Source organism: Rhizobium glycinendophyticum (genome assembly GCF_006443685.1).
Taxonomy (GTDB): Bacteria; Pseudomonadota; Alphaproteobacteria; order Rhizobiales; family Rhizobiaceae; genus Allorhizobium; species Allorhizobium glycinendophyticum.
Map to the genome: position 1 here is coordinate 1 of NZ_VFYP01000002.1, position 23,228 is coordinate 23,228.

At 62.7% G+C, this 23,228-nt stretch carries 21 protein-coding genes; 7 read left to right on the plus strand and 14 right to left on the minus strand.

Annotated features, from left to right (window positions below; genetic code table 11):
• Together FJQ55_RS23555 and FJQ55_RS14690 are read left to right on the plus strand one after the other, a co-directional pair.
• Positions 1–204 (plus strand): hypothetical protein (locus FJQ55_RS23555; protein ID WP_208758215.1); only part of this gene is annotated, 204 nt, incomplete at its 5' end.
• Positions 205–528: 324 nt separating this feature from the next.
• Positions 529–2,472 carry a M23 family metallopeptidase gene (locus tag FJQ55_RS14690; RefSeq protein ID WP_140829317.1) on the plus strand — a complete coding sequence of 648 codons (1,944 nt, stop codon included), beginning with the start codon at positions 529–531 and terminating at the stop codon, positions 2,470–2,472.
• A gap of 80 nt (positions 2,473–2,552) precedes the next feature.
• Here FJQ55_RS14690 and clpB read toward each other — a convergent pair whose 3' ends face one another.
• From clpB to FJQ55_RS14720, 6 genes are all read right to left on the minus strand, one after another.
• On the minus strand, positions 2,553–5,156 hold the full coding sequence (clpB, locus tag FJQ55_RS14695; RefSeq protein ID WP_140829318.1) for an ATP-dependent chaperone ClpB: 2,604 nt from the start codon (positions 5,154–5,156) through the stop codon (positions 2,553–2,555).
• A 209-nt stretch (positions 5,157–5,365) separates the two neighbouring features.
• A complete protein-coding gene (locus FJQ55_RS14700; RefSeq protein ID WP_140829320.1) occupies positions 5,366–6,154 on the minus strand; it encodes a DUF4167 domain-containing protein in 789 nt (262 codons plus the stop codon).
• A gap of 332 nt (positions 6,155–6,486) precedes the next feature.
• Positions 6,487–7,362: a peptide chain release factor N(5)-glutamine methyltransferase gene (prmC, locus tag FJQ55_RS14705; protein WP_140829321.1), complete on the minus strand. Its 876-nt coding sequence runs from the start codon at positions 7,360–7,362 to the stop codon at positions 6,487–6,489.
• Entirely contained in the window at positions 7,359–8,438 is a 1,080-nt protein-coding gene (gene prfA / locus FJQ55_RS14710; protein WP_140829324.1) for a peptide chain release factor 1, read from the minus strand. Before prfA ends, prmC begins: the two co-directional genes overlap by 4 nt.
• A gap of 27 nt (positions 8,439–8,465) precedes the next feature.
• Entirely contained in the window at positions 8,466–10,733 is a 2,268-nt protein-coding gene (gene ptsP, locus FJQ55_RS14715; protein ID WP_140829326.1) for a phosphoenolpyruvate--protein phosphotransferase, read from the minus strand.
• Positions 10,734–10,819: 86 nt separating this feature from the next.
• A complete protein-coding gene (locus FJQ55_RS14720) occupies positions 10,820–12,094 on the minus strand; it encodes an aspartate kinase (protein WP_140829328.1) in 1,275 nt (424 codons plus the stop codon).
• A gap of 277 nt (positions 12,095–12,371) precedes the next feature.
• On the opposite strand from FJQ55_RS14720, the gene mprF reads away from it, so the two are divergent.
• Together mprF and FJQ55_RS14730 are read left to right on the plus strand one after the other, a co-directional pair.
• Positions 12,372–14,975: a bifunctional lysylphosphatidylglycerol flippase/synthetase MprF gene (gene mprF / locus FJQ55_RS14725; protein WP_140829330.1), complete on the plus strand. Its 2,604-nt coding sequence runs from the start codon at positions 12,372–12,374 to the stop codon at positions 14,973–14,975.
• Positions 14,972–16,333, plus strand: coding sequence for a virulence factor family protein (locus FJQ55_RS14730; protein WP_140829332.1), 1,362 nt, complete (start codon positions 14,972–14,974; stop codon positions 16,331–16,333). The genes mprF and FJQ55_RS14730 overlap by 4 nt, the downstream gene beginning before the upstream one ends.
• A 107-nt stretch (positions 16,334–16,440) precedes the next feature.
• Here FJQ55_RS14730 and FJQ55_RS14735 read toward each other — a convergent pair whose 3' ends face one another.
• Complete coding sequence (locus FJQ55_RS14735) at positions 16,441–17,166, minus strand: SH3 domain-containing protein (protein ID WP_140829334.1); 726 nt, start codon at positions 17,164–17,166, stop codon at positions 16,441–16,443.
• A 174-nt stretch (positions 17,167–17,340) separates the two neighbouring features.
• Between FJQ55_RS14735 and ubiG the strand changes: the two genes are divergently transcribed.
• Together ubiG and FJQ55_RS14745 are read left to right on the plus strand one after the other, a co-directional pair.
• Positions 17,341–18,096 (plus strand): bifunctional 2-polyprenyl-6-hydroxyphenol methylase/3-demethylubiquinol 3-O-methyltransferase UbiG, encoded by a 756-nt coding sequence (ubiG, locus tag FJQ55_RS14740; RefSeq protein WP_140829336.1) that lies wholly within the window; start codon positions 17,341–17,343, stop codon positions 18,094–18,096.
• Entirely contained in the window at positions 18,093–18,644 is a 552-nt protein-coding gene (locus tag FJQ55_RS14745; RefSeq protein ID WP_140829338.1) for a DUF924 family protein, read from the plus strand. The genes ubiG and FJQ55_RS14745 overlap by 4 nt, the downstream gene beginning before the upstream one ends.
• 3 nt (positions 18,645–18,647) lie before the next feature.
• On the opposite strand, the gene FJQ55_RS14750 is transcribed toward FJQ55_RS14745, so the two are convergent.
• From FJQ55_RS14750 to FJQ55_RS14770, 5 genes are all read right to left on the minus strand, one after another.
• Entirely contained in the window at positions 18,648–19,232 is a 585-nt protein-coding gene (locus tag FJQ55_RS14750; RefSeq protein ID WP_140829340.1) for a DUF3291 domain-containing protein, read from the minus strand.
• The gene (locus FJQ55_RS14755; RefSeq protein ID WP_140829342.1) at positions 19,229–19,657 is read right to left on the minus strand and encodes a DUF1178 family protein; all 429 of its coding nucleotides are present in this window, start codon (positions 19,655–19,657) and stop codon (positions 19,229–19,231) included. The genes FJQ55_RS14750 and FJQ55_RS14755 overlap by 4 nt, the downstream gene beginning before the upstream one ends.
• Positions 19,654–20,511 (minus strand): carbon-nitrogen hydrolase family protein, encoded by an 858-nt coding sequence (locus tag FJQ55_RS14760; protein ID WP_140829344.1) that lies wholly within the window; start codon positions 20,509–20,511, stop codon positions 19,654–19,656. Before FJQ55_RS14760 ends, FJQ55_RS14755 begins: the two co-directional genes overlap by 4 nt.
• An 80-nt stretch (positions 20,512–20,591) precedes the next feature.
• Positions 20,592–20,846, minus strand: a complete 255-nt coding sequence (gene grxC, locus FJQ55_RS14765; RefSeq protein WP_140829346.1) for a glutaredoxin 3 — start codon at positions 20,844–20,846, stop codon at positions 20,592–20,594.
• Between the two features lie 54 nt (positions 20,847–20,900).
• On the minus strand, positions 20,901–21,623 hold the full coding sequence (locus tag FJQ55_RS14770) for a ComF family protein (RefSeq protein ID WP_246085169.1): 723 nt from the start codon (positions 21,621–21,623) through the stop codon (positions 20,901–20,903).
• 114 nt (positions 21,624–21,737) lie between these two features.
• Between FJQ55_RS14770 and FJQ55_RS14775 the strand changes: the two genes are divergently transcribed.
• Positions 21,738–22,634 carry a methyltransferase domain-containing protein gene (locus tag FJQ55_RS14775; RefSeq protein WP_140829350.1) on the plus strand — a complete coding sequence of 299 codons (897 nt, stop codon included), beginning with the start codon at positions 21,738–21,740 and terminating at the stop codon, positions 22,632–22,634.
• On the opposite strand, the gene FJQ55_RS14780 is transcribed toward FJQ55_RS14775, so the two are convergent.
• Both FJQ55_RS14780 and FJQ55_RS14785 read right to left on the minus strand, forming a co-directional pair.
• A complete protein-coding gene (locus FJQ55_RS14780; protein WP_140829352.1) occupies positions 22,631–22,804 on the minus strand; it encodes a Flp family type IVb pilin in 174 nt (57 codons plus the stop codon). The two genes, FJQ55_RS14775 and FJQ55_RS14780, sit on opposite strands and share 4 nt — an antisense overlap.
• Before the next feature lie 58 nt (positions 22,805–22,862).
• A complete protein-coding gene (locus tag FJQ55_RS14785) occupies positions 22,863–23,183 on the minus strand; it encodes a hypothetical protein (protein ID WP_140829354.1) in 321 nt (106 codons plus the stop codon).
• Positions 23,184–23,228 lie beyond the last annotated feature (45 nt).

The following is a 23,228-nucleotide window of genomic DNA, read 5'->3' on the forward strand; positions in this document are numbered from 1 at the left end:
CCGTCAAAAAACCATCCCGCCAAGCCTGAACCCGGCATTCAATCAGCATCTCAGCCAATTTCGTTGAGGTTTTCTCTGAACCAGACTGCCGCTCGCCTCGTCGGCGCCGCCCTCTCGTTCGGTGAAGCGGCTTATACGGCCACTCCTTTTTCTCGTCAACAGCCAGATTCAACTTTTTCAAAAAGATCTGTGATCCCATTGTAATAATACGGAAATTTCGTCTTCAAACCGATCGCGCCCTCAAACCCCGGTCCCAATTCAGTAGGGAAGCCCGCAGATCCGGGCTTGCTTCAAAAAGCTGCCGCCCTTGCCATCCCGCCCGCCCCCTCTCTCTCCCCATAGGCAACATCTCTCTCCTGTACGAAGGTCTGCGCCCAGCATTCTCCATAATTGACGTCCACACAGAGGCTGCAAACCACCGCTGATTTGACGTCGGTGGCCAAAACATGAGACATGAGAGCCGCTTGTGGCGCTGGCTGGGCTTTTCAGCCTCTTGACCATGAACAGGACAGGGATCGACAGAACGGCATGACGGCAGACCGCGACATGATCCGCTCGCTGGGCACGGAACCGCCGATCCTGGCGGACGGCTTTCGGGCACCGGACCGTCGCGAGATCTCCCTCCGCTGGCTCTCCGGCACATTCCTCACTGGCATCACCTCCTGCATCCTCATGGGTGTGGCGCTCTTTGCAGCCCTTGACGGCCGCCAGCAGCTTGCCATCCCGGCCGAAGCCTATGCAGTCGCCCCGCCTGATGGTGGCGCACCGGCAGCACAGGACACCGTGCGCGGCGCCCGCCTCTTCGGGCCGAAGATTGCTGCGCGCCCCGTCGACAAGGCCATCCTCGATGTTCCCACGGTGATCAAGGACGGCGAACGCGAACTGGTCCGCAAGCAGCCCTTCGCCCATGTAAAGATGGCGCTTGCCGCCGATTACGCGGTGCAGGACCGCTATCCGGCTTTCGATCCGCTCGCGATCTTTGCCATCGACCAGGCAACGCCCCCGGTCGCCAACCGCACCGGCTCTCTCTATGGGTCGGATGTCGAATCCGAAGTCATTTTGAAATCGAGCCCCTTTCCCAGCGAGCCGTCGCTCCCGCTCGCCGGTGAAATGACCTTCGACGAGGTCGAGGAAAATGTCCGCTCCAACGGTTCGGTCCTGACCGACGGCGACAGCCAGGTCGCGGCGCTCTATTATATAGACCCTCGCCGCTTCGACACCGAAGACAACGGGCTCGATCTGACAGCAGGCCTTTCGGCTCGCGTCGTCGAAGAGAATATGAGCGTCGCGGAACCGGAAACCGTCACCCCCATGACGCCGGAATTCGCCGACGACGTGCTTCCGGTCCGCAGCCCGCAATCGGTCTCCGCCTTGATGGTGGCCTCTGGATACCCGGCGTCCAAGGCCGGCGATGTGGAATCGGCTCTGGCCGCTCACATGCCGGGCAAGCTGCTCGCGGTCGGCGACGTGCTGCGGGTCGGGCTCATTCAGCGCGGTGACGAAGTCCGCCTTGTGCGCTTCTCACTCTATCACAATGCCGATCATGTGGTAACGCTGGCCGTCAACGACGCGGGGCGTCTGGTGGAAGGCAGCGAACCGCCGCAACTGGCCGCGATCTCCGGTGCCTTTGATGGATCGAGCCCCGCCATCGTCACCGGGCGCGACCTGCCGAGAGCCTATGACGGCATCTATCGCGCAGCGCTCTCTTACGGCATGAGTAAGGAACTCACGGCACTTGTGGTGCGACTGCTGGCGTCCAATGTCGATTTCCAGGCGCAATTGAAGCCAACCGACATGCTGGAAGCCGTCTTCTCCGTTACCGACGAGGAAGGCAAGGCGACGGAAGATTCCGAGCTTCTCTATGTCCGTGCCCGCTTCGGCGACACGATCACCCAGTTCTACCGCTTCCAGAACCCGGAAGACGGCTCGATCGATTATTTCGACGAGAATGGCAAGTCGATCCGCCAGTTCCTGCTGCGCAATCCCGTACCCAATGGCCGCTTCACCTCCGGTTTCGGCATGCGTCGCCATCCGATCCTCGGCTATTCGCGCATGCATACCGGGGTCGACTGGGCAGCCCCCAGCGGCACACCGATCATTGCCGCGGGCAATGGCGTCGTGGAGAAGGCGGGCTGGGCCTCCGGTTACGGCAACCAGACCCTGATCCGCCATGCCAATGGCTATGTCACCTCCTATAACCACCAGAGCGGCATCGCCAAGGGCATCGTGCCCGGCGCCAAGGTGACGCAAGGCCAGGTGATTGGCTTCGTCGGTTCGACCGGCTCCTCGACCGGATCACATCTGCATTATGAGCTGATCGTCAACGGTACCAAGGTCGACGCGATGAAGGTCCGTCTGCCCGGCGGCAAGGCGCTGGACGGTGCAGCTCTTGCTTCCTTCGAAGAGGAGCGCCAGCGCATCGACACGCTTCTCGAAAGCGGCGGTCGCCCGGCCCAGGTGGCGAGCCGCTAAGGCGGCAAATTCACGGACCGTGATCGCAAAACGGCGGCCCTTCCGGGCCGCCGTTTTGTTTGTCTTCAACAGGCTCTCAATCAGGCCGCGGCACTGACCGCCGTCTTCGGCGAGATCAGCAGCCGGTCGCTGCCGGCCTCGATCAGGATCTCCGAACCGTCAAGCACGTGACCCGAGAGGATCTGCTCGGCGAGCGGATCCTGCAGGTATTTCTGGATCACCCGCTTCAGAGGACGGGCACCATAGACGGGGTCATATCCCTTGTCGGCCAGCCAGCTACGGGCATCGGGGGCGAGATCAATGGCGATCTTGCGTTCCGACAGGAGCGACAGAAGCCGCTTCATCTGGATATCAACGATCGCGCCCATTTCCGAGCGGCGCAGCCGATGGAAGAGGATGATCTCGTCGACGCGGTTGAGGAATTCCGGCCGGAACGAGGCTTTCACTATATCCATCACCTGGTCGCGAACCTGATCGACATCCTGATCCTCGCCGAGCGAGGTCAGGTAGTCGGCCCCGAGGTTCGAGGTCATGATGATGATCGTGTTCTTGAAGTCCACGGTCCGGCCCTGCCCGTCCGTCAGGCGCCCGTCATCGAGCACCTGCAGGAGCACGTTGAAGACATCCGGATGCGCCTTCTCGATCTCGTCGAACAGCACGACCTGGTAGGGCTTGCGCCGCACGGCTTCCGTCAGCGCCCCGCCTTCCTCGTATCCGACATAGCCGGGAGGCGCTCCGATCAGCCGCGCGACCGAATGCTTCTCCATGAATTCCGACATGTCGAGCCGGACCATCGCCGTCTCGTCGTCGAACAGGAAGCGGGCGAGCGACTTGGTGAGTTCGGTCTTGCCGACGCCGGTCGGCCCGAGGAAGATGAACGAGCCGATCGGCCGGTTCGGATCCTGCAGCCCGGCGCGGGCACGGCGAACCGCACGCGAGACCGCCTGCACGGCATCACCCTGACCGACGACCGATTTCGCCAGTTCGTCTTCCATCCGGAGCAGCTTGTCGCGTTCGCCTTCCAGCATCCGGTCGACCGGAATGCCGGTCCAGCGCGACACGACATGGGCGATACCGTCGGCAGTGACCACCTCCTGCACCATATTGCCGGCGCTCGAACCATCCTGGGCTTCCGCCTCGACCAGCTGTTTTTCAAGGTTCGGGATCACGCCATAGGCAAGCTCGCCCGCCCGCTGGAATTCGCCCTGCCGCTGCGCGATCGCCAGTTCGTTGCGCGCCTCGTCGAGCTGCTTCTTCAGGTCTGCGGCAAGGCCGAGCTTCTGCTTTTCCGCCTGCCAGCGGGCCGTCAACGCATCCGCCTCTTCCTCGAGCGAGGTGAGTTCGGCTTCGAGCCGGTTCAGCCGGTCGGCAGACGCCGCATCGGTTTCCTTCTTAAGCGCTTCGCGCTCGATCTTCAGCTGCATGATGCGGCGGTCGAGTTCGTCCAGCTCTTCCGGCTTGGAATCCACCTGCATGCGCAGCCGCGACGCGGCCTCGTCCATCAGGTCGATCGCCTTGTCGGGGAGAAACCGGTCGGTGATGTAGCGGTTGGACAGCGTGGCTGCCGCAACCAGCGCCGAATCCGAGATCCGCACCTTGTGATGCTGCTCGTACTTTTCCTTCAAGCCGCGCAGGATCGAGATCGTGTCCTCGACATTCGGCTCGTTGACCATCACGGGCTGGAAGCGCCGGGCAAGCGCCGCATCCTTTTCGACATGCTTGCGATATTCGTCGAGCGTGGTGGCACCGACGCAGTGCAGCTCGCCGCGGGCAAGTGCTGGCTTCAACAGGTTGGACGCATCCATAGCCCCATCCGCCTTGCCGGCACCAACAAGCGTGTGCATCTCGTCGATGAACAGGATGATCTCGCCGCTTTCCGACTGGACTTCCGAAAGCACGGCCTTCAGCCGCTCCTCGAATTCGCCGCGATATTTCGCGCCGGCAATCAAGGCACCCATGTCGAGCGCCATCAGTTTCTTGTCCTTCAGGCTTTCCGGCACGTCGCCATTGACGATGCGCAGCGCCAGACCTTCGGCAATCGCCGTCTTGCCGACGCCGGGTTCGCCAATCAGCACAGGGTTGTTCTTGGTGCGGCGCGACAGAACCTGGATCGTCCGGCGAATCTCGTCATCACGACCGATGACGGGATCAAGCCGCCCTTCACGAGCTTCCTCGGTCAGGTCGCGGGCATATTTCTTCAGCGCGTCGAAACCGGCTTCGGCATTGGCGCCGTCAGCAGTGCGACCCTTGCGGATATCGTTGATCACCTGGTTGAGGGCAGCCGCCGTCACCCCACCTTTCTTCAGCGAAGCAGAAGTGGAGGCAGACGATTCAATGGCGAGTGCCAGCAACAGTCGCTCGACGGTGACGAAGCTGTCGCCGGCCTTCTTGGCCGCATCTTCGGCGGTGGAAAAAACCTTGGCGAGCGGCTGCGCCAGATAGACCTGGCCATTGCCTCCGGACACCTTCGGCAGCTTGGCAAGCGCCGCGTCATTGGCAAGCCGCACGGCTTTCGCATCACCGCCGGCCCGGCTGATGAGCGAGGATGCCATACCCTGATCGTCGTCGAGCAGGACTTTCAAGACATGTTCGGGCGTGAACTGCTGGTGGCCCTCGGAAAGGGCATAGGTCTGTGCCGACTGCAGGAAGCCGCGCACGCGTTCGGAATAACTCTCGATATTCATGGTCTGTCTCCGTTTCCCCGTGCTGCCCGCATTCGGCGCAGAACGGATGCTGTGGATCGAGCCCCCGGAAGCGGCGGGCCCTTGGCGCGGATCTCCGCGCCCTTAATCGAGATATGGGAGTGGATTTGTGCCCTTTAAAGAGGCATTTAAACGAAAAAACTCCGGACTTTCGCCCGGAGTTGGCATTGGTCAAATTGCCGTTGTCGAGATCACTCGGTCTCGGCCGAAGCCAGCGCCGGAGCATCTCCACCTTCGCCATTGCCGGCGCCTTCGCCACCCTCGTCGGCACCGGCGCTGCGGCGCGGCTGGCGGCGCGGGCGATTGCTGGCAGCACGACGACGGGGCTGGCGTTCGCCACCGGCCTCGACGGCACTTTCGGCAACCGCGGCGACAACCTCGGCCGGCATGTCCTCGATCACAGGCTGGGGACCGGAACCGGCAATCTCGGGCTGAGGCTGAGGCTCGACCTGCCGCTCCGGCTGACGCTGCGGGCGATTGTGCTGCTGCTGGCGGTTCTGGTGCTGGGGCCGACCCTGCTGCTGGTTGCCGCGATCGCCGCCACGGTCCTGTCCGCGCTCAACGTTCTGAACGTTGTTGTTGTCGTCCGAACCGTCGAAATCTTCGCCGTCACGCTCGTTGAAGTCCTGACGATCGTCGCGGTCCTCATTGCCATCGCGATCGTCGCGCTGGAAGCGTTCCTGCATCTGCGCCTGGGCGGCTGCGATGATGCGGTTGTAATGCTCCGCGTGCTGCAGGTAGTTTTCCGCCATCACGCGGTCGCCGGCGCTCTGTGCATCCCGCGCCAGCGTCGAATACTTTTCGGCGATATGCTGTGCCGTGCCGCGGATTTTAACGTCAGGACCTGAGCTGTCATAGGTCCGGGTCAGGGGGTTCTGGCCCTTGCGGTTGAAGTTGCCGCCGCCATTTCCGCCGCCGCCGCCACCGCCATTATTGTTGTTACGCCCCCGACCACGCTTGTTCTGCTGTCCTGGCCTCATAGATGATTCACCTGAATGTCTCTGTTGTGCTGAAAAAGGGCAAAGCCGCTGGTTCTGGTTAGCCCGGACCAAGTCTCCACGCGCCGCCGGCAGACCGCGCTCTCGCCTTGCTCGCCGCTGGTGAAAGTCGAGTTTACTGAGTTACGCACCGGTCTTTTTGTGCTTCGCGGGGCTCGAAAGCGAACCGTTGTCGAAGCCGGCCCAGACATGAACGAATCTTCGTTCTTTACCCCGCCGCCCGTTACGTGCCCGCAAACTATTACGCTTCCCGCGGAAAACCAAGCCTTTTTCTGTTTTTCCCGGAATTATCCTTAGCACGCGCAGCAAACACGTCAGTCTTGCTTGCGGCCGAAGATCAACACCCGGTCCCGCCCGCCGAGATCCCGATGCGCCTCTAGCCGCAAAAAACCCGCCTGTTCAAATACTTGCTGCACACCGTCCTGCTGGTCGAAGCCGATCTCCAGGCCGATGACGCCGCCGGAATTGAGATGGGCGTCCGCCTCTGCAGCGATGGCCTTGTAAGCTTCCAGCCCGTCTTCGCCGCCATCCAGCGCCGCAACAGGATCGTGATTTGCCACTTCCGGCTCGAGCCCTTCCATCACAGCCGTGCGAATATACGGCGGGTTCGACACGATGATATCGAAGCTCTCAGGCGTTTGTGCGAACCATGGACCGGCCCTTGTCGAAAACCGATCGACAAGCCCGAGAGCCGCCGCGTTGGCCGTAGCCGTTGCAAGTGCATCCTCGGAGATATCGACACCAACGGCCCTTGCCTCGGGACACTGCGCAAGAAGAGCGAGCGCAATCGCGCCCGTCCCTGTGCCGAGATCGACGATCTCTGCCGTCCCCTGTAAAGCAATCCTGTGTCGAAGATGCGGCAGAAGCGCATCGACAAGGACTTCGGTATCGGGTCTCGGCTCGAGTGTACCGGGACTGAGTTTCAGGTCGAGACCGTAGAATTCGCGCGATCCGAGAATGCGATAGACCGGCTCCCTTGCCAGCCGCCGCAAGACAGCATCTTCGACCCGCGCGACCGCCTCCTCAGCGAGCCGCCGGTCACCGTCGAGCACGAGATCGGTATGGCTGAGCCCCAGCAATTCCATCACGAGGATGCGCGAATCCTGGTCGGCGTCGGCAAGCCCCGCCTCCTCGAAGCGCCGGCGGGCGTCGTGGATCAGAGCTCTCGCCGTCGCGCGTTTCTCGCTCACTGGGCTTCGCCCAGTTGCGCGAGCTGCCCGGCCTGATAGTCGGAGATCAGGGCATCGACCATCTCGTCGATATCGCCCTCGATCATCTTGTCCAGCTTGTAGAGCGTCAGGTTAATCCGATGATCCGTCACCCTGCCCTGCGGAAAATTATAGGTGCGAATACGCTCCGACCGGTCCCCGGAACCGACCTGGCTCTTGCGGCTCGCCGAGCGCTCGCTGTCCGCCTTCTGCCGCTCGATGTCGTACAGGCGCGAACGAAGCACCTGCATGGCCTTGGCGCGGTTCTGGTGCTGCGACTTTTCCGAGGAGGTGACGATCAATCCCGTCGGCAGATGCGTGATGCGCACGGCCGAATCCGTCGTGTTGACGTGCTGCCCGCCGGCACCGGACGAGCGCATTGTATCGATACGGATGTCCTCGGGCTTGATCTCGATGTCGATCTCTTCCGCTTCCGGCAAGACTGCCACGGTCGCCGCCGACGTATGAATGCGTCCGCTCGCCTCTGTCTCCGGCACGCGCTGCACCCGGTGCACGCCGGATTCGAACTTCAGCTTGGAAAACACGCCGCGTCCGCTGATCGTCGCGATGATTTCCTTGTAGCCGCCCGCTTCCCCTTCGCTGGCGGAAAGCACTTCCACCTTCCACCCCTTGGTGGAGGCAAAACGCTCATACATACGGAACAGGTCGCCGGCGAACAGCGCCGCCTCCGATCCGCCGGTTCCCGCACGAATTTCGAGGATCGCACTTTTCTCGTCTGCAGCGTCCTTCGGCAGAAGCAGGATCTGCATCTCGCCTTCGAGGCCCTCGATCCGGGTCTCTATCTCGGGCAATTCCATTTCGGCCAGATCGCGCATGTCGCGATCCGTCGCCTTGTCGGCCAGCATGGTCCGCAGATCCGCCGCCTCGTCGACGGCCGACTGATATTCACGGATCTTCTTCACCACGGGCTCGAGCTCGGAATACTCCGATGCCAGCTTCACATAGACGTCGGCTGCCGGACCCGCCGACATTCGCGCCTCGATTTCGCCGAAGCGGCGTTCGAGTTCGCGCATTTTCTCGACAGGAAGCTTCGCCACCCTTTACTCCGGTTTCTTCGTCAAATGTCAGACGGGAATGTTGTTCTCGGCCGCAAAGCGGACGAGTATCTCGCGCACTGACACGCCGGGTGTGTTGTCGTCAAGCGCAGCCGTCAGCACATCTGACAGCTGGGAGACGTCCAACCCGAGCAGCATGGCCTTCACCGGACCGATCGAGGTCGGCGACATGGAGATCGAACGGAAGCCGATCCCGAGCAGCGCCATGGCCGAAAGCGGCTTCGATGCCATCTCGCCGCACAGCGTCACCGGCGTGTTGTTGCGTTCGGATGCCCTGACGATGTCCCGCAGGATCCGGAGAAACGGCCGCCCGAGCACGTCGAACCGATCCGCCACCCGCGCATTGCCGCGATCGACGGCCATCGAGAACTGGAACAGGTCGTTCGAGCCGACAGACACGAAGTCGACCTCCTCCATCAGCTCGTCGAGCTGCCACATCAGCGACGGCACTTCCAGCATCGCGCCGAATTGCAGCTTTTTCGGCAGCTGGTGGCCGAACTTCGACAGATGCTGCACTTCCTTCTGCATCAGCTCGCGCACGGCACGGATTTCGGCGACCTCGGTCACCATCGGCAGCATCATCTTCAGCTCGGCGCCGGAAGCCGCCTTGAGCAGGGCCCGCAACTGCGTGCGCAACAGCCCCGGCCGGTCCAGCGACAGGCGGATCGCCCGCCAGCCGAGCGCCGGGTTCTCCTCTTCTTGGCTGCGGAAATAGGACACGACCTTGTCGCCGCCGATATCGAGCGTCCGGAAGGTCACCGGCCGCCCGGCCGCCTGTTTCAGCACGCTGCGATAAAAGCTCTCCTGCTCCTCGCCTTTCGGCATGGTGGACGAGATCATGAACTGCAATTCGGTTCGAAACAGCCCGATACCATCGGCGCCGGAATCCGAAAGCTGCGGCAGATCGACCAGAAGGCCGGCATTCATCTGCAGCTTGATCCGATGTCCGTCCTTCGTCACCGGTTCCACATCGCGAAGCGCGCGGAACTGCTCCTGCCGCTTGGCCCGCAGCCGGACCTTTTCCTCATATGCCTTCTGCAGGTCGGCAACGGGGCGCACATGCACCTTGCCATCGTCCCCGTCGATGATCACGGGGTCGCCGTTTTCGGCCAATGCCACGGCACCCGCCGCCTGGCCGACGACCGCAATACCCATGGCTCGCGCCACGATCACCACGTGGCTCGTCACCGCGCCCTCTTCGAGCACCAGCCCGCGCAGGTTGGCGCGGGGATAATCGAGCAGTTCGGCCGCACCCATGGCGCGAGCAAAGACGATGGCGTCGTTCGGGAAACCTTCGGCCGTGCTGCGCGGCGAAAAGCCGGTCAACTGCCTGAGCAGGCGATTCGCCAGATCATCGAAGTCGTGCATGCGCTCGCGCAGGTAGGGATCCGTCAACCGGATCATCCGCGCCTTCGTGTCGCTCTGCACCTTCTCGACCGCGGCTTCCGCCGTCAGCCCGTTATGGATCGCCTCTTCCATGCGCCGCACCCAGCCCTGGTCATGGGCGAACATGCGGTAGGTCTCGAGCACGTCGCGATGCTCGCCCTCCATGGAGATCTCGCGCCGCGACAGCATGTCGTCGATCGAGATCCTGAGCGATCCGAGCGCGTCGGCCAGCCTCCGGATTTCCGTCTCGCTATCTTCGTTCAAGAGGTTGGTGACGACGATGCGCGGCTCGTGCAGCACGACATAGCCGAGGCCGATGCCTTCCGAATAGCTGTCGCCGTCGATAGACACCGGACGCGTCAGGTCGAGTTCGAGGCCCGGCCGGGTGATCTTCTTGAGTTCGCCCGTGGCGATCATTTCCGCCAGCACCATGGCGGTCGTTTCGAGCGCTTCGAGTTCGTCCTCGCGGTAGTTTCGCGCGGCCTTGTTCTGCACGACGAGAACGCCGAGGCTTCGGCCGGCGCGCAGGATCGGCACGCCGAGGAAGGAGTGGTAGATCTCTTCGCCCGTTTCAGGGAGATAACGGAAAGCCGGATGCGCCTGGGCATCCGAAAGATTGAGCGATTGCGCCGACGCCGCGATCGTGCCGACGAGACCCTGGCCCATTTTCAACTGGGCAAGGTGAACGGCGTCCTTGTTCAGACCTTCAGTCGCATAGAGTTCCAGCACGCCGTCCGAGCGCAGCACGTAAACGGAGCACACTTCGGCGACCATGTTGCTCGCGATCTGGCGAACGATCCGGTCTAGACGCTCCTGCGGCTCGAGCGGCTCCGCCATCATTTCGCGCAGCCGCTTGAGCAGGACGCGGGGACCCGCAGAAAGGTCTCTCATCGCGTATTGGCTCCACTTCCCATTGGTCAGCGGATTGTTACCCTTACCTTTTTAGGGGTTGGGTATCGGGTGTCCGCTCTACGGAATCAATTCTTATCCAGACCGTAGCACGAATGCAAAGTGCGAACTGCAAGCTCGGCATAGGGACCGTCGATCAGGATCGAAATCTTGATTTCGGACGTGGTGATCGCCTTGATGTTGATGCCCTTCTCGGCGAGCGCCTTGAAGGCGGTCGCGGCGACACCTGCATGGCTGCGCATGCCGATGCCGATGACGGACACCTTGACCAGGCCCTTTTCGCTCTGCACGACGTCGAAGCCGATCTTCTCCTTGTTCGAGCCGAGAACAGCGAGCGCCTTGTCCACATCGCCCGAAGGCACCGTGAAGGTCATGTCGGTCTTCGAACCATCTTCGGAGATGTTCTGGACGATCATGTCGACATTGATATGCGCTTCGGCCAGCGGTCCGAAGATGGCGGCAGAGACACCCGGACGGTCGGACAGACGGCGCAGCGAGATCTGCGCTTCATCCTTGGCATAGGCGATACCGGTGACGACTTCCTGTTCCACGATCTCTTCCTCATCGCAAATCAATGTACCGGGCGGGTTCAAGAGATCGCCCATGCCCGGCGCATCGGGATCTTCAAAGCTGGAGCGCACGAAGGTGCGGACCTTGTGTACCATCGCAAGCTCGACCGAGCGGACCTGCAGGACCTTGGCGCCGAGCGACGCCATTTCCAGCATCTCCTCGAACGCGATCTTCTTCAGGCGGCGCGCCTTCGGCTCGATGCGCGGGTCGGTCGTGTAGACGCCATCGACGTCCGTATAGATGTCGCAGCGATCCGCCTTCAGGCCGGCAGCGATCGCCACGGCCGAGGTGTCCGAGCCACCGCGGCCGAGCGTCGCGATCCGGTTATCGGGACCGATGCCCTGGAAGCCGGCGACGACCGCGACCTGGCCTTCGCCCATGCGGCGCACGATGTCGGAACCGTCGATCTCCTGAATACGGGCAGCGCCATGGGCGTTGTCGGTCTTGATCGGGATCTGCCAGCCCTGCCAGGAGCGGGCATTGATGCCCATCGACTGCAGCGCAATAGCCAGAAGCCCCGACGTCACCTGTTCGCCCGAGGCAACGACGGCATCATATTCGCGCGCATCATAGAACGGCGAGTCGGCACCCGCCACCTTCGGCATGGTCTGGACCCAGTCCACGAGCTCGTTGGTCTTGCCCGACATGGCCGAGACGACCACGGCCACTTCATGGCCGGCATCCACTTCCCGTTTCACATGGCGCGCCACGTTGTGGATGCGTTCCAGATTGGCGACGGAGGTCCCGCCGAATTTCATCACGATGCGAGCCATAGACTTGAACCATATGCCCTTGAGAACACGCCGCTGGAGCGGCGAAGAAACTGACGCCCTGCACCAAAGGCTGCAGGTTGCCGGGCTTTTAGCGAATATGTTCCTGGGGCGCAACGGCCAGATGGGGCCGAAACGGTACGGCAGAGCCGGGAAATTCGCCTGAAAACCACGGCATTTCGACTGCCTTAATTTGGAACCAATTGGAGCGCCAACCATCGCCAAACCGGGCTGGGAGCCGGTTTATCAAAGGGTAAGCCTTCAATCCGGATAGGGTCGCATGACATCCAGCGCAGAATTCTCCCCACCACGCGACGGGGCCGAACCCGAAGCCAGCGCTTCGCTTCTCAACCGTTATGCTCGTCCCCTCGCAGCCGTTGCCATCCTGGTCGTCTTCGCCGCTGTAGGATACGCCATCTACCGGCTGACCGAAGAGGTTACCTATGCGGATGTGGTGAACGGCCTGCGATCGACCAGTCCCACTTCGATTGCGCTGGCCATCCTCTTCACCGCGCTCAGCTTCGCGACGCTCTGTCTCTACGATATCAACGCGCTGTCCCACATCGGTCGCCGCCGTCCCTGGGCCGAAGTGGCGCTAACGGCCTTCAGCGCCTATGCCGTCGGCAATGTCGCCGGCTTCGGGGCCTTGTCAGGGGGTGCGATCCGCTACCGCGCCTATTCCCGCGCCGGCCTGTCGCCCGATGACATCGGCCGCATCATCGCCTTCGTCACGATATCTTTCTCTGTCGGCCTGGTTCTCGTCACCGCACTCGCCCTCCTGCCCGTCGCGGGCGAAATAGCCCCATTGATTGGCCTTTCCCAGAACGTACTCGTTGCCGGCGATGTCATCCTGCTGGCCGCGCTCGCAGTCGTCCTGCTGCTTGCCAGCGGCAACGGTGTCACGATTGGTGGCCGGAGCCTGCGCCTCGCCGACAGCCGCACCATGTCGCGGCAATTCATCGTCACCGTGCTCGACATCGCCTTTTCCGCCTCCGTGCTCTACGCCCTGTTGCCTCAGGCCGCCGACATCAGCTGGCCGACATTCTTCGCCGTCTATGCCGTTGCAATCGGCATCGGCGTAATCAGCCACGTCCCGGCCGGGATCGGCGTCTTCGAAACAGTGATGGTGGCGGCGCTCGGCAACCAGTTGGGCACGGACGCCGTGCTCGCCTCTCTGGTCGCCTATCGTCTGATCTACTACGTCCTGCCGCTGATTGTCGCGATCCTCCTTGTCACGATCTCCGAACTCCGCCAGCTCGCCGCCACCCCCTTCTCCGCCGGTGTCGCCCGCACCGCCGGACGTCTCGCTCCAACGCTTCTTGCGACGCTCGCTCTGCTCCTCGGCGTCATGCTGGTCCTCTCCAGCGTCACCCCGGCGCCAGACGGCAACCTCGACGCCCTGTCCGAGATCCTGCCACTCCCGGTCCTCGAAGGAGCCCATTTCCTCGCCAGCATTCTAGGGCTATTGCTGGTCATCGTCGCGCGCGGCCTTGCCCAGCGCCTGGACGGTGCATGGTGGTCAGCCATCTTCGTGGCGTTGGCAGCACTTGTCCTATCCCTTGCCAAGGCCGTCGCCATCTACGAAGCCGCCATGCTGGCCCTTCTGCTGGTTGGCCTCGTCGCCAGCCGCCGCCTCTTCCGGCGCCCCGCCTCGCTGCTCCAGGCGCTGAATTCCGCCTGGCTGCTTGCCGTTGGGGTGCTGCTCGTCGGCGCCATCGCCGTCCTGCTCTTCGTCTATCGCGACGTCGAATACAGCCATGACCTCTGGTGGCAATTCGAGTTCTCCGCTGAAGCCCCCCGTTCGCTACGCGCCGTACTCGGCCTCACGATCTTCTCCATGGCAATCAGCCTGTTCAGCCTCCTGCGCCCGGCCACCTTCGCGGTGCCGCCCGCCGAGGCACCGGATGTCGACAAGGCCGTCGAGATCCTCGATATCAACGACATCGCCGATGCCAATCTCGTCAGAACCGGCGATAAGAGCGTCATGTTCTCGCCCGATGGCCAAGCCTTCCTGATGTATGCCCGCCAGGGCCGCTCCTTCATCGCTTTCCTGGATCCTATCGGACCGAAGGCCTCGCGCGACGAACTCGTGTGGCAATTCGTCGAAACGGCCCGTGCCGCAGGCTGCCGCGCCGTCTTCTACCAGGCCTCACCGGCCCTGCTGCCTGCGATCGCGGATGCCGGCATGAAGGCCTTCAAGCTCGGCGAACTGGCCATGGTCGATCTCTCCCGCTTCGACCTCAAGGGTGGGCGCTGGGCGACCCTGCGCCAGACCGCCACCCGCGGCGAACGCGACGGCCTCACCTTCGAGACCATCCCGGCGGATCAAGTGCCTGCGATCCTTTACGACCTGCGCCGCGTCTCCGACAGCTGGCTCGACCATCACCGCGCCCGCGAAAAAGGCTTCTCGCTCGGCGCCTTCACCGACGCCTACATGACCGCCCAGCCGGTGGCCATCCTGCGTTGCGAAGGTCGCATCGTCGCCTTCGCCAACATCCTGTTGACGGCCACCAAGGAAGAAGCCTCGATCGACCTCATGCGCTTTGCTCCCGATGCCCCGAAAGGCTCGATGGATTTTCTCTTCGTCCGCCTGATGAGCGAGTTGCGCGACCAGGGCTATCGCCATTTCAACCTCGGCATGGCGCCCCTTTCGGGCCTGTCGCGCCGGCAGGTCGCGCCCGTCTGGGACCGCATCGCCAACACCTTTTACGAGCACGGCGAACGCTTCTATAACTTCAAGGGGCTAAGAGCCTTCAAGGCCAAGTTCCATCCCGACTGGCAGCCGCGTTATCTCGCCGTGGCTGGCGGTCTCAACCCTGTCCTCGCGCTTCTCGACGCGACGCTTCTGATCGGCGGTGGACTGAAAGGCGTGGTGAAGAAATGACCTCGATCCTCAAAGCCTTCGCGCTGGTCCTGGCGCTATCGCAGGCATCCGTAGCCTTCGCCGAAGACGCCCCGCCGCTGGACACCGGCATGATCCCGGCACCGCTCACGCTCTTGCCCGACGACACCCCGAAAGCCCTGGTCGTGTTGCTCTCGGACAAGGACGGTTGGCAGGACGCCGATCAGCAGCAGGCCGAACGGCTTCAGGGCAACGGAGCGATCGTCGTCGGCATCGACACGCCGAAATATCTCGCCTCGCTGGCCAAGGACACAGGCGACTGCATCTATACCGTGTCCGATATCGAGGAACTCGGCCATCAACTGCAGCGCAAGGCCGGTAACTCGGCCTTCCTGCCGCCGATCATCGCCGGTCGCGGTCAGGGCGGTGCGCTGGCGCTCGCCATCCTCGCCCAGACGCCGAAAGCCACGATCGGCCAGACGCTCGCCCTGGATCCCGAAGCCGGGATCCCTGTGACCAAGCAGTTCTGCACGCCCGCCCAGAAAACCCTCACGGGCGACCGCATGATCTATGGTCTGACGGATGGCGATCTGCCGGATCCCGCTGTCGTCCTGTTGAGCCCGGCCGCCCCCGCCGATGGCCGCGACCATGTCGCAAGCCTGGTCGCCGCCCATCCGGACATCGACCAGCGCGACGTCAAGGGCGACGTGACCGACGCCTATTCCGACGCGATCGACGAACTGATTGCGCTGGGCAATTCCGCCGATACGCCGCTCGGCCTGCCATTGACCATTCTCGAGACCACGCCGACCCGTGACACTCTGGCGGTGATCTATTCCGGCGACGGCGGCTGGCGCGACATCGACAGCGAGGTCGCCACCAATCTCCAGGCCGATGGCATCCCCGTCGTCGGTGTCGATTCCTTGCGCTATTTCTGGTCGGAACGCACGCCGGAGGAAACCAGCGCCGATCTCGCCACCATCATGCGCACCTATCAGAAGCGGTGGAAGGTCCGGCACGTGCTGCTGGTCGGTTACTCCTTCGGCGCCGACGTTCTGCCCGCCGCCTATAACGGCCTCTCCGACAAGCTGAAGGCCCGCGTGCCGCAGATCAGCCTGCTCGCCGTCTCGCACCAGGTCGATTACGAGATCTCCGTCTCCGGCTGGCTCGGTGCCAGCGGCGGCAAGGGTGCCGGTGATCCGCTCAACGACATCAAGCGCATCGATCCGGCACGGGTCCAATGTTTCTACGGCGCCGACGAGGAAGACGATGCCTGCCGCGATCTCGTCGGCAGCGGGGTCGAAACCATCGAGCTCGACGGGGGACACCATTTCGATGGCGATTATCCGGCTCTGGCGAAACAGATCGCCGACGGTCTGACGAAACGCCTGGGGCAATAGGCGGCAAAAACTGCAAAAGGGGCCGCAGGTGATGCGGCCCCTTCTTTATGTGGCGATGATCTCAACCCCGAGACCTCAGGCACCGTCGAGACGCTCTAAGGAAGGCCTCAGGGGCAAGGCTGGCGGGCAGGATCGCAGACCGCCTCGCCTCTCTGGCGTCGGGGGATCTGGCGCACATTCTTCTTCTGCTCTTCCCCCCTGTGCGAAAAGTCCTCGCGCCGCCTGTTGTCGTTGCGGTCGGCATCCTGGTTCCGCGGACGGTTCATTTCCCGAGGCCGGTCGTTGTCGCGCCGAGGCGCCTCGAACCGCGGCGGGTCGTTGTCCGGTCGGCGGAAATCATTGTCGCGGCGACCGTCTCGGTCACGATCCCGGATCCGCTCACGATCCCAGTCCCGGTCGCGTTCCCGCTGACGATCGCGGTCGCGCCAGCCGTCGTTATCCCGCCAGCGATCGCGGTCTCGGTAGAACGAACGGTTGCGGTAGTGATCGTCCCAATAGCTGCCGATGCTGAAGGTCACGGTCGGGATTCCGAGCGGACGATAATATTGCGGATCGACATAGACGCGGCGCTGCGAATAGCTTGCCTGCAGATAGGAGCCGGACACCCAGCCGCGATAACCGGCATAGGCCACATCGCACCAATTGGCGCTGGACAGGCAGCCGCGAATATCGACCTGGCTGCCTACCGGAATGACAATCACCGGCGGATACTGCGTGCTCGGGCCGGAGCGCATGTTGACGTTGCCGGTCGAGAATGCGGGCGCTGCCTCGGCAATAGCCGGCAGGCCGACCGTCGAGGCCGCAACGGCGGCCATGAGCCAGAGTTTCTTCATGGGTGGATCTCCTGATGTTGGAAACGGCGAACCGTGACATGAGCAGCAAACGCGTGGCCCAGAGCCCGGGTTCCGTCTCCCCCAGCAGAGCGCGCCGCTGCGACGCCCGATACCCTTGACTTTGGGCCTCATCGGGACGAGTTGATGAGCCAGGCGCCGCAGGAGGTTTTCCACATGAGTGCAGACGCACGCACCACCATCGATCAGACCGAAGTCGACCGCTTTTCTGCCATGGCAGCCGAGTGGTGGGACCCGACCGGCAAGTTCAAGCCGCTGCACAAGATCAACCCCGTACGCCTCGCCTATATCCGTGACATGGTCTGCGCCCATTATGGCCGTGACCCGAAAAGCCACCGCCCACTCGAAGGCCTGCGCGTCCTCGACATCGGCTGCGGTGGCGGCCTTCTCTCGGAACCGGTCGCCCGCATGGGCGCAAGCGTTCTCGGTGCCGACGCCTCGGAAAAGAACATCAAGATCGCCATGACTCATTCCGCGCAAAGCGGCGTCGAGGTGGATTATCGCGCCGTTACCGCAGAAGCGCTCGCCGCTCAGGGCGAGACCTTCGACATCGTCCTCAATATGGAGGTCGTCGAACACGTCGCCGACGTGGAGTTCTTCCTCTCGACCTGCGCCTCCATGGTCCGCCCCGGCGGCTTGATGCTGGTCTCCACCATCAACCGTACGATGAAGGCGGCAGCCCTTGCCATCTTCGGCGCCGAATACGTCCTTCGCTGGCTGCCACGTGGCACGCATCAGTATGAAAAGCTGGTCCGTCCGGAAGAGATCGAAGGCCCGCTCGCCATGAGCGGCATGGGCGTTGTCGAGATGAAGGGCGTTTTCTTCAATCCCCTGCAGAACCAGTGGAACCTCTCGTCCGACATCGACGTGAACTACATGGTCCTGGCAAGCCGCCCGGCATCGGCCGCATGAGCACGCCGCAGGCGGTCATCGCCTTCTGGCGCGGAGCCGGTCGGGAGAAGTGGTTCGTCAAGGATGAGGCACTCGATCTTATGATCCGCGAGCGCTTTCTCGACCTGCATTTCCGCGCCGCCCGCAACGAACTGTCAGACTGGTGCACGACCGCCGAGGGCGCGCTTGCCCTGATGATTCTGCTCGACCAGTTTCCGAGAAATCTCTTCCGAGGCTCGGGCCACGCCTTCGCCACCGATCCACTGGCGCTGTCGCTCGCAAAGCAGGCGCTGGCCAAGGGTTTCGACCAACAGGTAGAACCGCCGATGGCGATCTTCTTCTACCTGCCCTTCGAGCATTCCGAGGACCGTGCCGAACAGGAACACAGCATGGCGCTGTTCACCGACCATCACGAGCGTGTCGGCGACGAAGAATGCCTGCGTTATGCCGTCGTCCACCGGGACATCATCGCCCGTTTCGGCCGTTTCCCGCATCGCAATCCGGCCCTCGGCCGGGAGACGACAGCAGAGGAACGCGCCTATCTCGACGCCGATGGCTTCAAGGGCTGAGGATCACACCGGCAAAGTCTTGACGATGGCCAGGAGATCCTGCTGGCCGATCAGGTTGTCTGCGCTCAACTGCTTCACCCGTGCGCGATCGAGCTGATACGGCTCCCCGTCGGGACTGAACGCATTCTTGAACGAAAAATGCGCCGGCGCAGGTCCATTGCGCATCAGTCCTTCGAACCGCTCCACAGCCTGCGACCAGGTCGGTCTGTCACCCGTGGGAACCCAGAACAGCACCAGCGGCGGCCAGTCTTGCTTGATATTCCATTGCCGCGCATGCTTCAGCGCATCGGCATGGACACCGGCATAACTGAAAGCCGAAAGGCTCTCGATATCCTCCCAAAGCGACAGGGAGGACACAGTGGAGCACCCTCTGAGATCGCCAAGAACAGTCGGGACGGCATGCTCACCCCAGCTCTCCGGCCCCGGCTCGCCTTCGTAGCCGGACCTGCCGACAAACCCGATTGCCCGCGCCGCCGCTTCGAAGTTGAACGGCTCCCGCAAGGCAAAACCTTGCACCGGGGCCGTGGCATAGGACTGGACATGAATGCCGAAATTATAGATCGCAAGATGATGCGAAACGGAACTCAATTCACATCATCCGGCAGGACCGGCAGCGGCGCGATCTCGATCCCTTCCTCGATCAGCGACTTCACCTCGACAGGTGAAGCCTGGCCGATGATGCCGCGGGCTTCCGCCTCGCCGTAATGGATCTTGCGCGCTTCCTCGGGAAACTTCTCGCCGACATCCTCGCTGCTCGCGCGGATCTCGCGGATGGCTTCCTTGAGCTTCACGAAAGCCTGCTTCTGCGCTTCGGAGACGGCGAGCGCTTGCGTCTCGTCTTTCTGTCGCGCGGTCGCGACCGCTGGCGCCATCAGCACCTTGGACACCTCCGCCGAACCGCAGACGGGGCAGGTCAGAAAGCCGGTTTCCTTCTGACGATCGAAATCGGCACTCTGCGAGAACCAACCTTCAAACTCATGGGCTTTCTCGCAGCACAGAGAGTAGCGGATCAAACCGTGACGCCTCCCTTGGCGAGCGCCGGTGCGACATCAAGCTGGAAGTCGCGCCCGTTCTTCAGGTTCGGGATCTTCGCCCGGCAAGCCTTGACCGCCTCGAGATCGACATCCGCAATGACCACAGCCTCACCGGAACCGCCGGCAGACGCCAGAACCTTGCCCCAGGGGCCAATGATCATCGAATGACCATAGGTCTCGCGCCCGTCCTCATGCACACCGGCCTGCGCTGCCGAGATCACATAAGCGCCGTTTTCGATGGCGCGAGCGCGAAGCAGGATCTCCCAATGCGCCTCGCCCGTCTGCTTGGTGAAGGCCGCCGGCGTCGTCAGGACTTCAGCACCCGCCATGGCCTCGGCCCGGAAGAGGTGCGGGAAGCGCACATCGTAGCAGACGCCGAAACCGAGCTTGCCGAAGGGCAGGTCCGCCACCACGGCCCGCTCGCCGGGGCGATAGACTGAGCTTTCACGCCAGCTCTCGCCATTGTCGAGATCGACGTCGAACATGTGGATCTTGTCATAGGAAGTTATCTTCGCGCCATCAGGTCCGAAGAGAAAGGCCCGATTGGCAATCTTCCCGTCGGCGAGCTTGATCGCCGTCGAACCCACATGCAGGTGGATCTTCAGTTCCTTCGCAAGGTCGGAGGCCGCCTTGACGATCAGATCGTTCTCTTCGTCACGCAGGATCGCGGCGAGCCCGGCCCGGTCCTTCTGCACGGCACCGGTCATCTCCGGCGTCTGCACATAGATCGCGCCCTGGGCAGCGGCGTCACGTACCAGCCGCGCCATGGCTTGCGCATTCTTCTCCGGATCGACGCCGGAACACATCTGGACGGCAGCGGCCTTGAACACCATGGGTCGTTTTCCTTAAGAGCAGTTCCACCAAACTGCGGTGGGGTTGCGTCAGAAACTGCGCAAAAACAAGAGTGAGAGCGTTAACCGGCGAGAAGCGGATCGAGCTTGCCGGCCCGGTCGAGCGCATGCAGGTCGTCACAGCCGCCGACATGCTGTTCGCCAATGAAGATCTGCGGGAACGTATTGCGGCCCGATTTCGAAATCATCTCCTCGCGCAGCTCCGGCTTGCCTGTCGCATCATGCTCGACATAGGCGACCCCCTTCTTGTCGAGCAGCGCCTTTGCGCTGGCGCAATAGCCGCAGAACTGACGGGTATAAACGGTGACATTAGCCATGGAAAAACTCCTCACGTGAGGGGCACCGAAAAGTGCTGTGCGGGACCGGATCTCTCATATAGGCGCGGACAAAGCCCTTGCAAAGGTCAAAACCGTGACGTCAGCAGCCCCTGCCTTCTTCAGCGCCGCGGTTGCAGCACCGACCGTTGCCCCGGTCGTGTAGACGTCGTCAATCAAGATGAGCCGGCGCCCGAACACCAGATCCTCGCGCCCCTCCGGCACCAGAAACGCACCGCGCACGTTGAGCGCGCGCTGGTTGGCCGTCAGCCCCACCTGCTGCTGCGTACGCTTGCGCCGGATCAGTGCCTCGGCGAGAAACGGCTTGCCCGATTGCCGCGCCACATGCCGCGCCAGTTCCGCCGACTGGTTGAACATCCGCCGGAACATCCGCATCCGGTGCAGTGGCACTGCAACAACCCCGTCAGCCGCCGTAATCTCGGCAGAGGCCGCCCGCACCATCCACGCCGCCATCATCGGCGCGAGATCCGTCCGATCGCGATACTTCAGCCCATGCACCAGATGGCGTGCCACGCCTTCATGCAGTGCCACCGAGCGCAGGCGGTCAAAGACCGGGGGATGGGCAATCGCCTCGGGCGAAAGCATGTCCTCCCCCGGATCATGCGCAAACGGCAGACCCAGCACCTCGCAGAACGGCCGCTCGATCAACCTCAGTGTCGACCAGCAGTCACTGCAGAGCGCGTTGTGCGTCAGGATCTGCATATGACAATGCGCACAGGTCGGCGGATAAACCAGATGAAACAGCCCACGCAGCATCATCCCGGAACGATCCAGGCTGACGGAAAGTGATTTCTGCACTAAGTGAGCCAGCATGCGATGACTTTACGCCCAGTGAGGCGCACAGCCAATGCGTGTCAGCCAGGGAAGACCGCCATGAATGAAATTTTCGATGAAGCTTTGATCGCCCGTAACCGCGGCCGCGCCTGGGAGAAGAGGGCCGAGGGTGCCGATTTTTTGCTGGAACTGACGGCGCGCGAACTGGGCGATCGCCTCTCCCTCGTCGAGCGCCGTTTCGACAAGGCCGCCGAACTTTTCGGCGCAACGGGTGTGGTAGCCCAGACAGCGCTTGCCACCGGCAAGATCGGAGATCTGGAGCGCATTGAAACCAATGCGCGCCTGCTCGACGAGGGCAGTGGACGCGTCACCAACTTTGAGAGCGTCCCCCTCGAGCCCCAGTCGGTCAACCTCATCCTCTCCCCGCTCTCCCTGCACTTGACCAATGACACGCCGGGCATGCTGATCCAGATGCGCCGCGCGCTGAAGCCGGATGGCCTGCTGCTCGCCGCCATTCCGGGCGCAGGCACATTGGCCGAACTGCGCGACGTCCTCTTGGCAGCGGAGACCGAGATATACGGCGGTGCAAGCCCCCGCGTCGTGCCCTTCGCCGATATCCGCGACATCGGGGCGCTCATGCAGCGCTCGGGCTTCGCACTGCCCGTCATCGATGAGGAGAGTTTTACCGTCCGCTACGACCACATCTTTGCGCTGATGCGCGACCTCAAAGCCATGGGCATGGCCAATCCGCTGATCGGCCGCAGTCGGAAACCTGTCTCACGCCGTTTCTTCATGCGCGCAGCCGAGCTTTACGCAGAGCGTTACGCCGATCCCGATGGCCGTATCCGCGCCACCTTCTCGATCATCTTCGTTTCTGGCTGGGCGCCGCATGAAAGCCAGCAGAAACCGCTGAAACCGGGCTCTGCCAAAATGCGGCTCGCAGACGCGCTGGACCCCAACAGGTCGCTGCCATCGGCAAAGGAAGAAAAGGATTAACCCCAGGCAGCCGTAATCGTCGCCGTCACGGTCTCGAAGACCCCTTGAACCGATGTGCTCAAAGCGCCAAAGCCGGCGATCAGAGCCACGCTCATGATCGCGGCAATCAATCCATATTCAATCGCGGTCGCCCCGGACTTACCAGCAATCATCTGACGCAAAAGACGCATTCTGGCTCCTGGCGATCGAGCCGGAGCCTGCCGAGCAGCGCTCCGGGCACGGTGTGAATTAGCAGGCTTGGCCGTTACCATAGCCGTCGATGATGCAGACGGATCCCGGCGTCTCCTGGAGCACGCTACGACGGATCGTATAACGCTTGCCAGGGTCGCCCTTCGGGATCGAACCAGTGGTCATCATGTCGTACTCGGCGGGCTCGAAAGCCAGCGTCTTGCGGTCCGTCTTGGAAGCAAGCATCGGTGTCAGGACGAGCGAAAGCGCGATCGCAGCCGTGCCGAACAGCAAGGCGATATTCAGAACACCGGTCCGGCCAGACTTGATCGAAGACCGCTCTCTCGACCGTGCGGCCTTCCAGAAATCCTCGTTTACCATGTTACGCTCCACACACGTTTACGACGCATGAACAGAGGGTATATT

Excerpts from the sequence above, each read along its gene's own strand:
- FJQ55_RS14785 (WP_140829354.1), bottom strand. The coding sequence starts at position 23,183 with ATGGTAAACGAGGATTTCTGGAAGGCCGCACGGTCGAGAGAGCGGTCT.
- FJQ55_RS14760 (WP_140829344.1), bottom strand. The coding sequence starts at position 20,511 with ATGGTGTTCAAGGCCGCTGCCGTCCAGATGTGTTCCGGCGTCGATCCG.
- ptsP (WP_140829326.1), bottom strand. The coding sequence starts at position 10,733 with ATGAGAGACCTTTCTGCGGGTCCCCGCGTCCTGCTCAAGCGGCTGCGC.
- FJQ55_RS14745 (WP_140829338.1), top strand. The coding sequence starts at position 18,093 with ATGAGCACGCCGCAGGCGGTCATCGCCTTCTGGCGCGGAGCCGGTCGG.
- FJQ55_RS14770 (WP_246085169.1), bottom strand. The coding sequence starts at position 21,623 with ATGATGCTGCGTGGGCTGTTTCATCTGGTTTATCCGCCGACCTGTGCG.
- FJQ55_RS14735 (WP_140829334.1), bottom strand. The coding sequence starts at position 17,166 with ATGAAGAAACTCTGGCTCATGGCCGCCGTTGCGGCCTCGACGGTCGGC.
- grxC (WP_140829346.1), bottom strand. The coding sequence starts at position 20,846 with ATGGCTAATGTCACCGTTTATACCCGTCAGTTCTGCGGCTATTGCGCC.
- ubiG (WP_140829336.1), top strand. The coding sequence starts at position 17,341 with ATGAGTGCAGACGCACGCACCACCATCGATCAGACCGAAGTCGACCGC.
- FJQ55_RS14775 (WP_140829350.1), top strand. The coding sequence starts at position 21,738 with ATGAATGAAATTTTCGATGAAGCTTTGATCGCCCGTAACCGCGGCCGC.
- FJQ55_RS14720 (WP_140829328.1), bottom strand. The coding sequence starts at position 12,094 with ATGGCTCGCATCGTGATGAAATTCGGCGGGACCTCCGTCGCCAATCTG.
- FJQ55_RS14700 (WP_140829320.1), bottom strand. The coding sequence starts at position 6,154 with ATGAGGCCAGGACAGCAGAACAAGCGTGGTCGGGGGCGTAACAACAAT.
- clpB (WP_140829318.1), bottom strand. The coding sequence starts at position 5,156 with ATGAATATCGAGAGTTATTCCGAACGCGTGCGCGGCTTCCTGCAGTCG.
- mprF (WP_140829330.1), top strand. The coding sequence starts at position 12,372 with ATGACATCCAGCGCAGAATTCTCCCCACCACGCGACGGGGCCGAACCC.
- FJQ55_RS14780 (WP_140829352.1), bottom strand. The coding sequence starts at position 22,804 with ATGCGTCTTTTGCGTCAGATGATTGCTGGTAAGTCCGGGGCGACCGCG.
- FJQ55_RS14730 (WP_140829332.1), top strand. The coding sequence starts at position 14,972 with ATGACCTCGATCCTCAAAGCCTTCGCGCTGGTCCTGGCGCTATCGCAG.
- FJQ55_RS14690 (WP_140829317.1), top strand. The coding sequence starts at position 529 with ATGACGGCAGACCGCGACATGATCCGCTCGCTGGGCACGGAACCGCCG.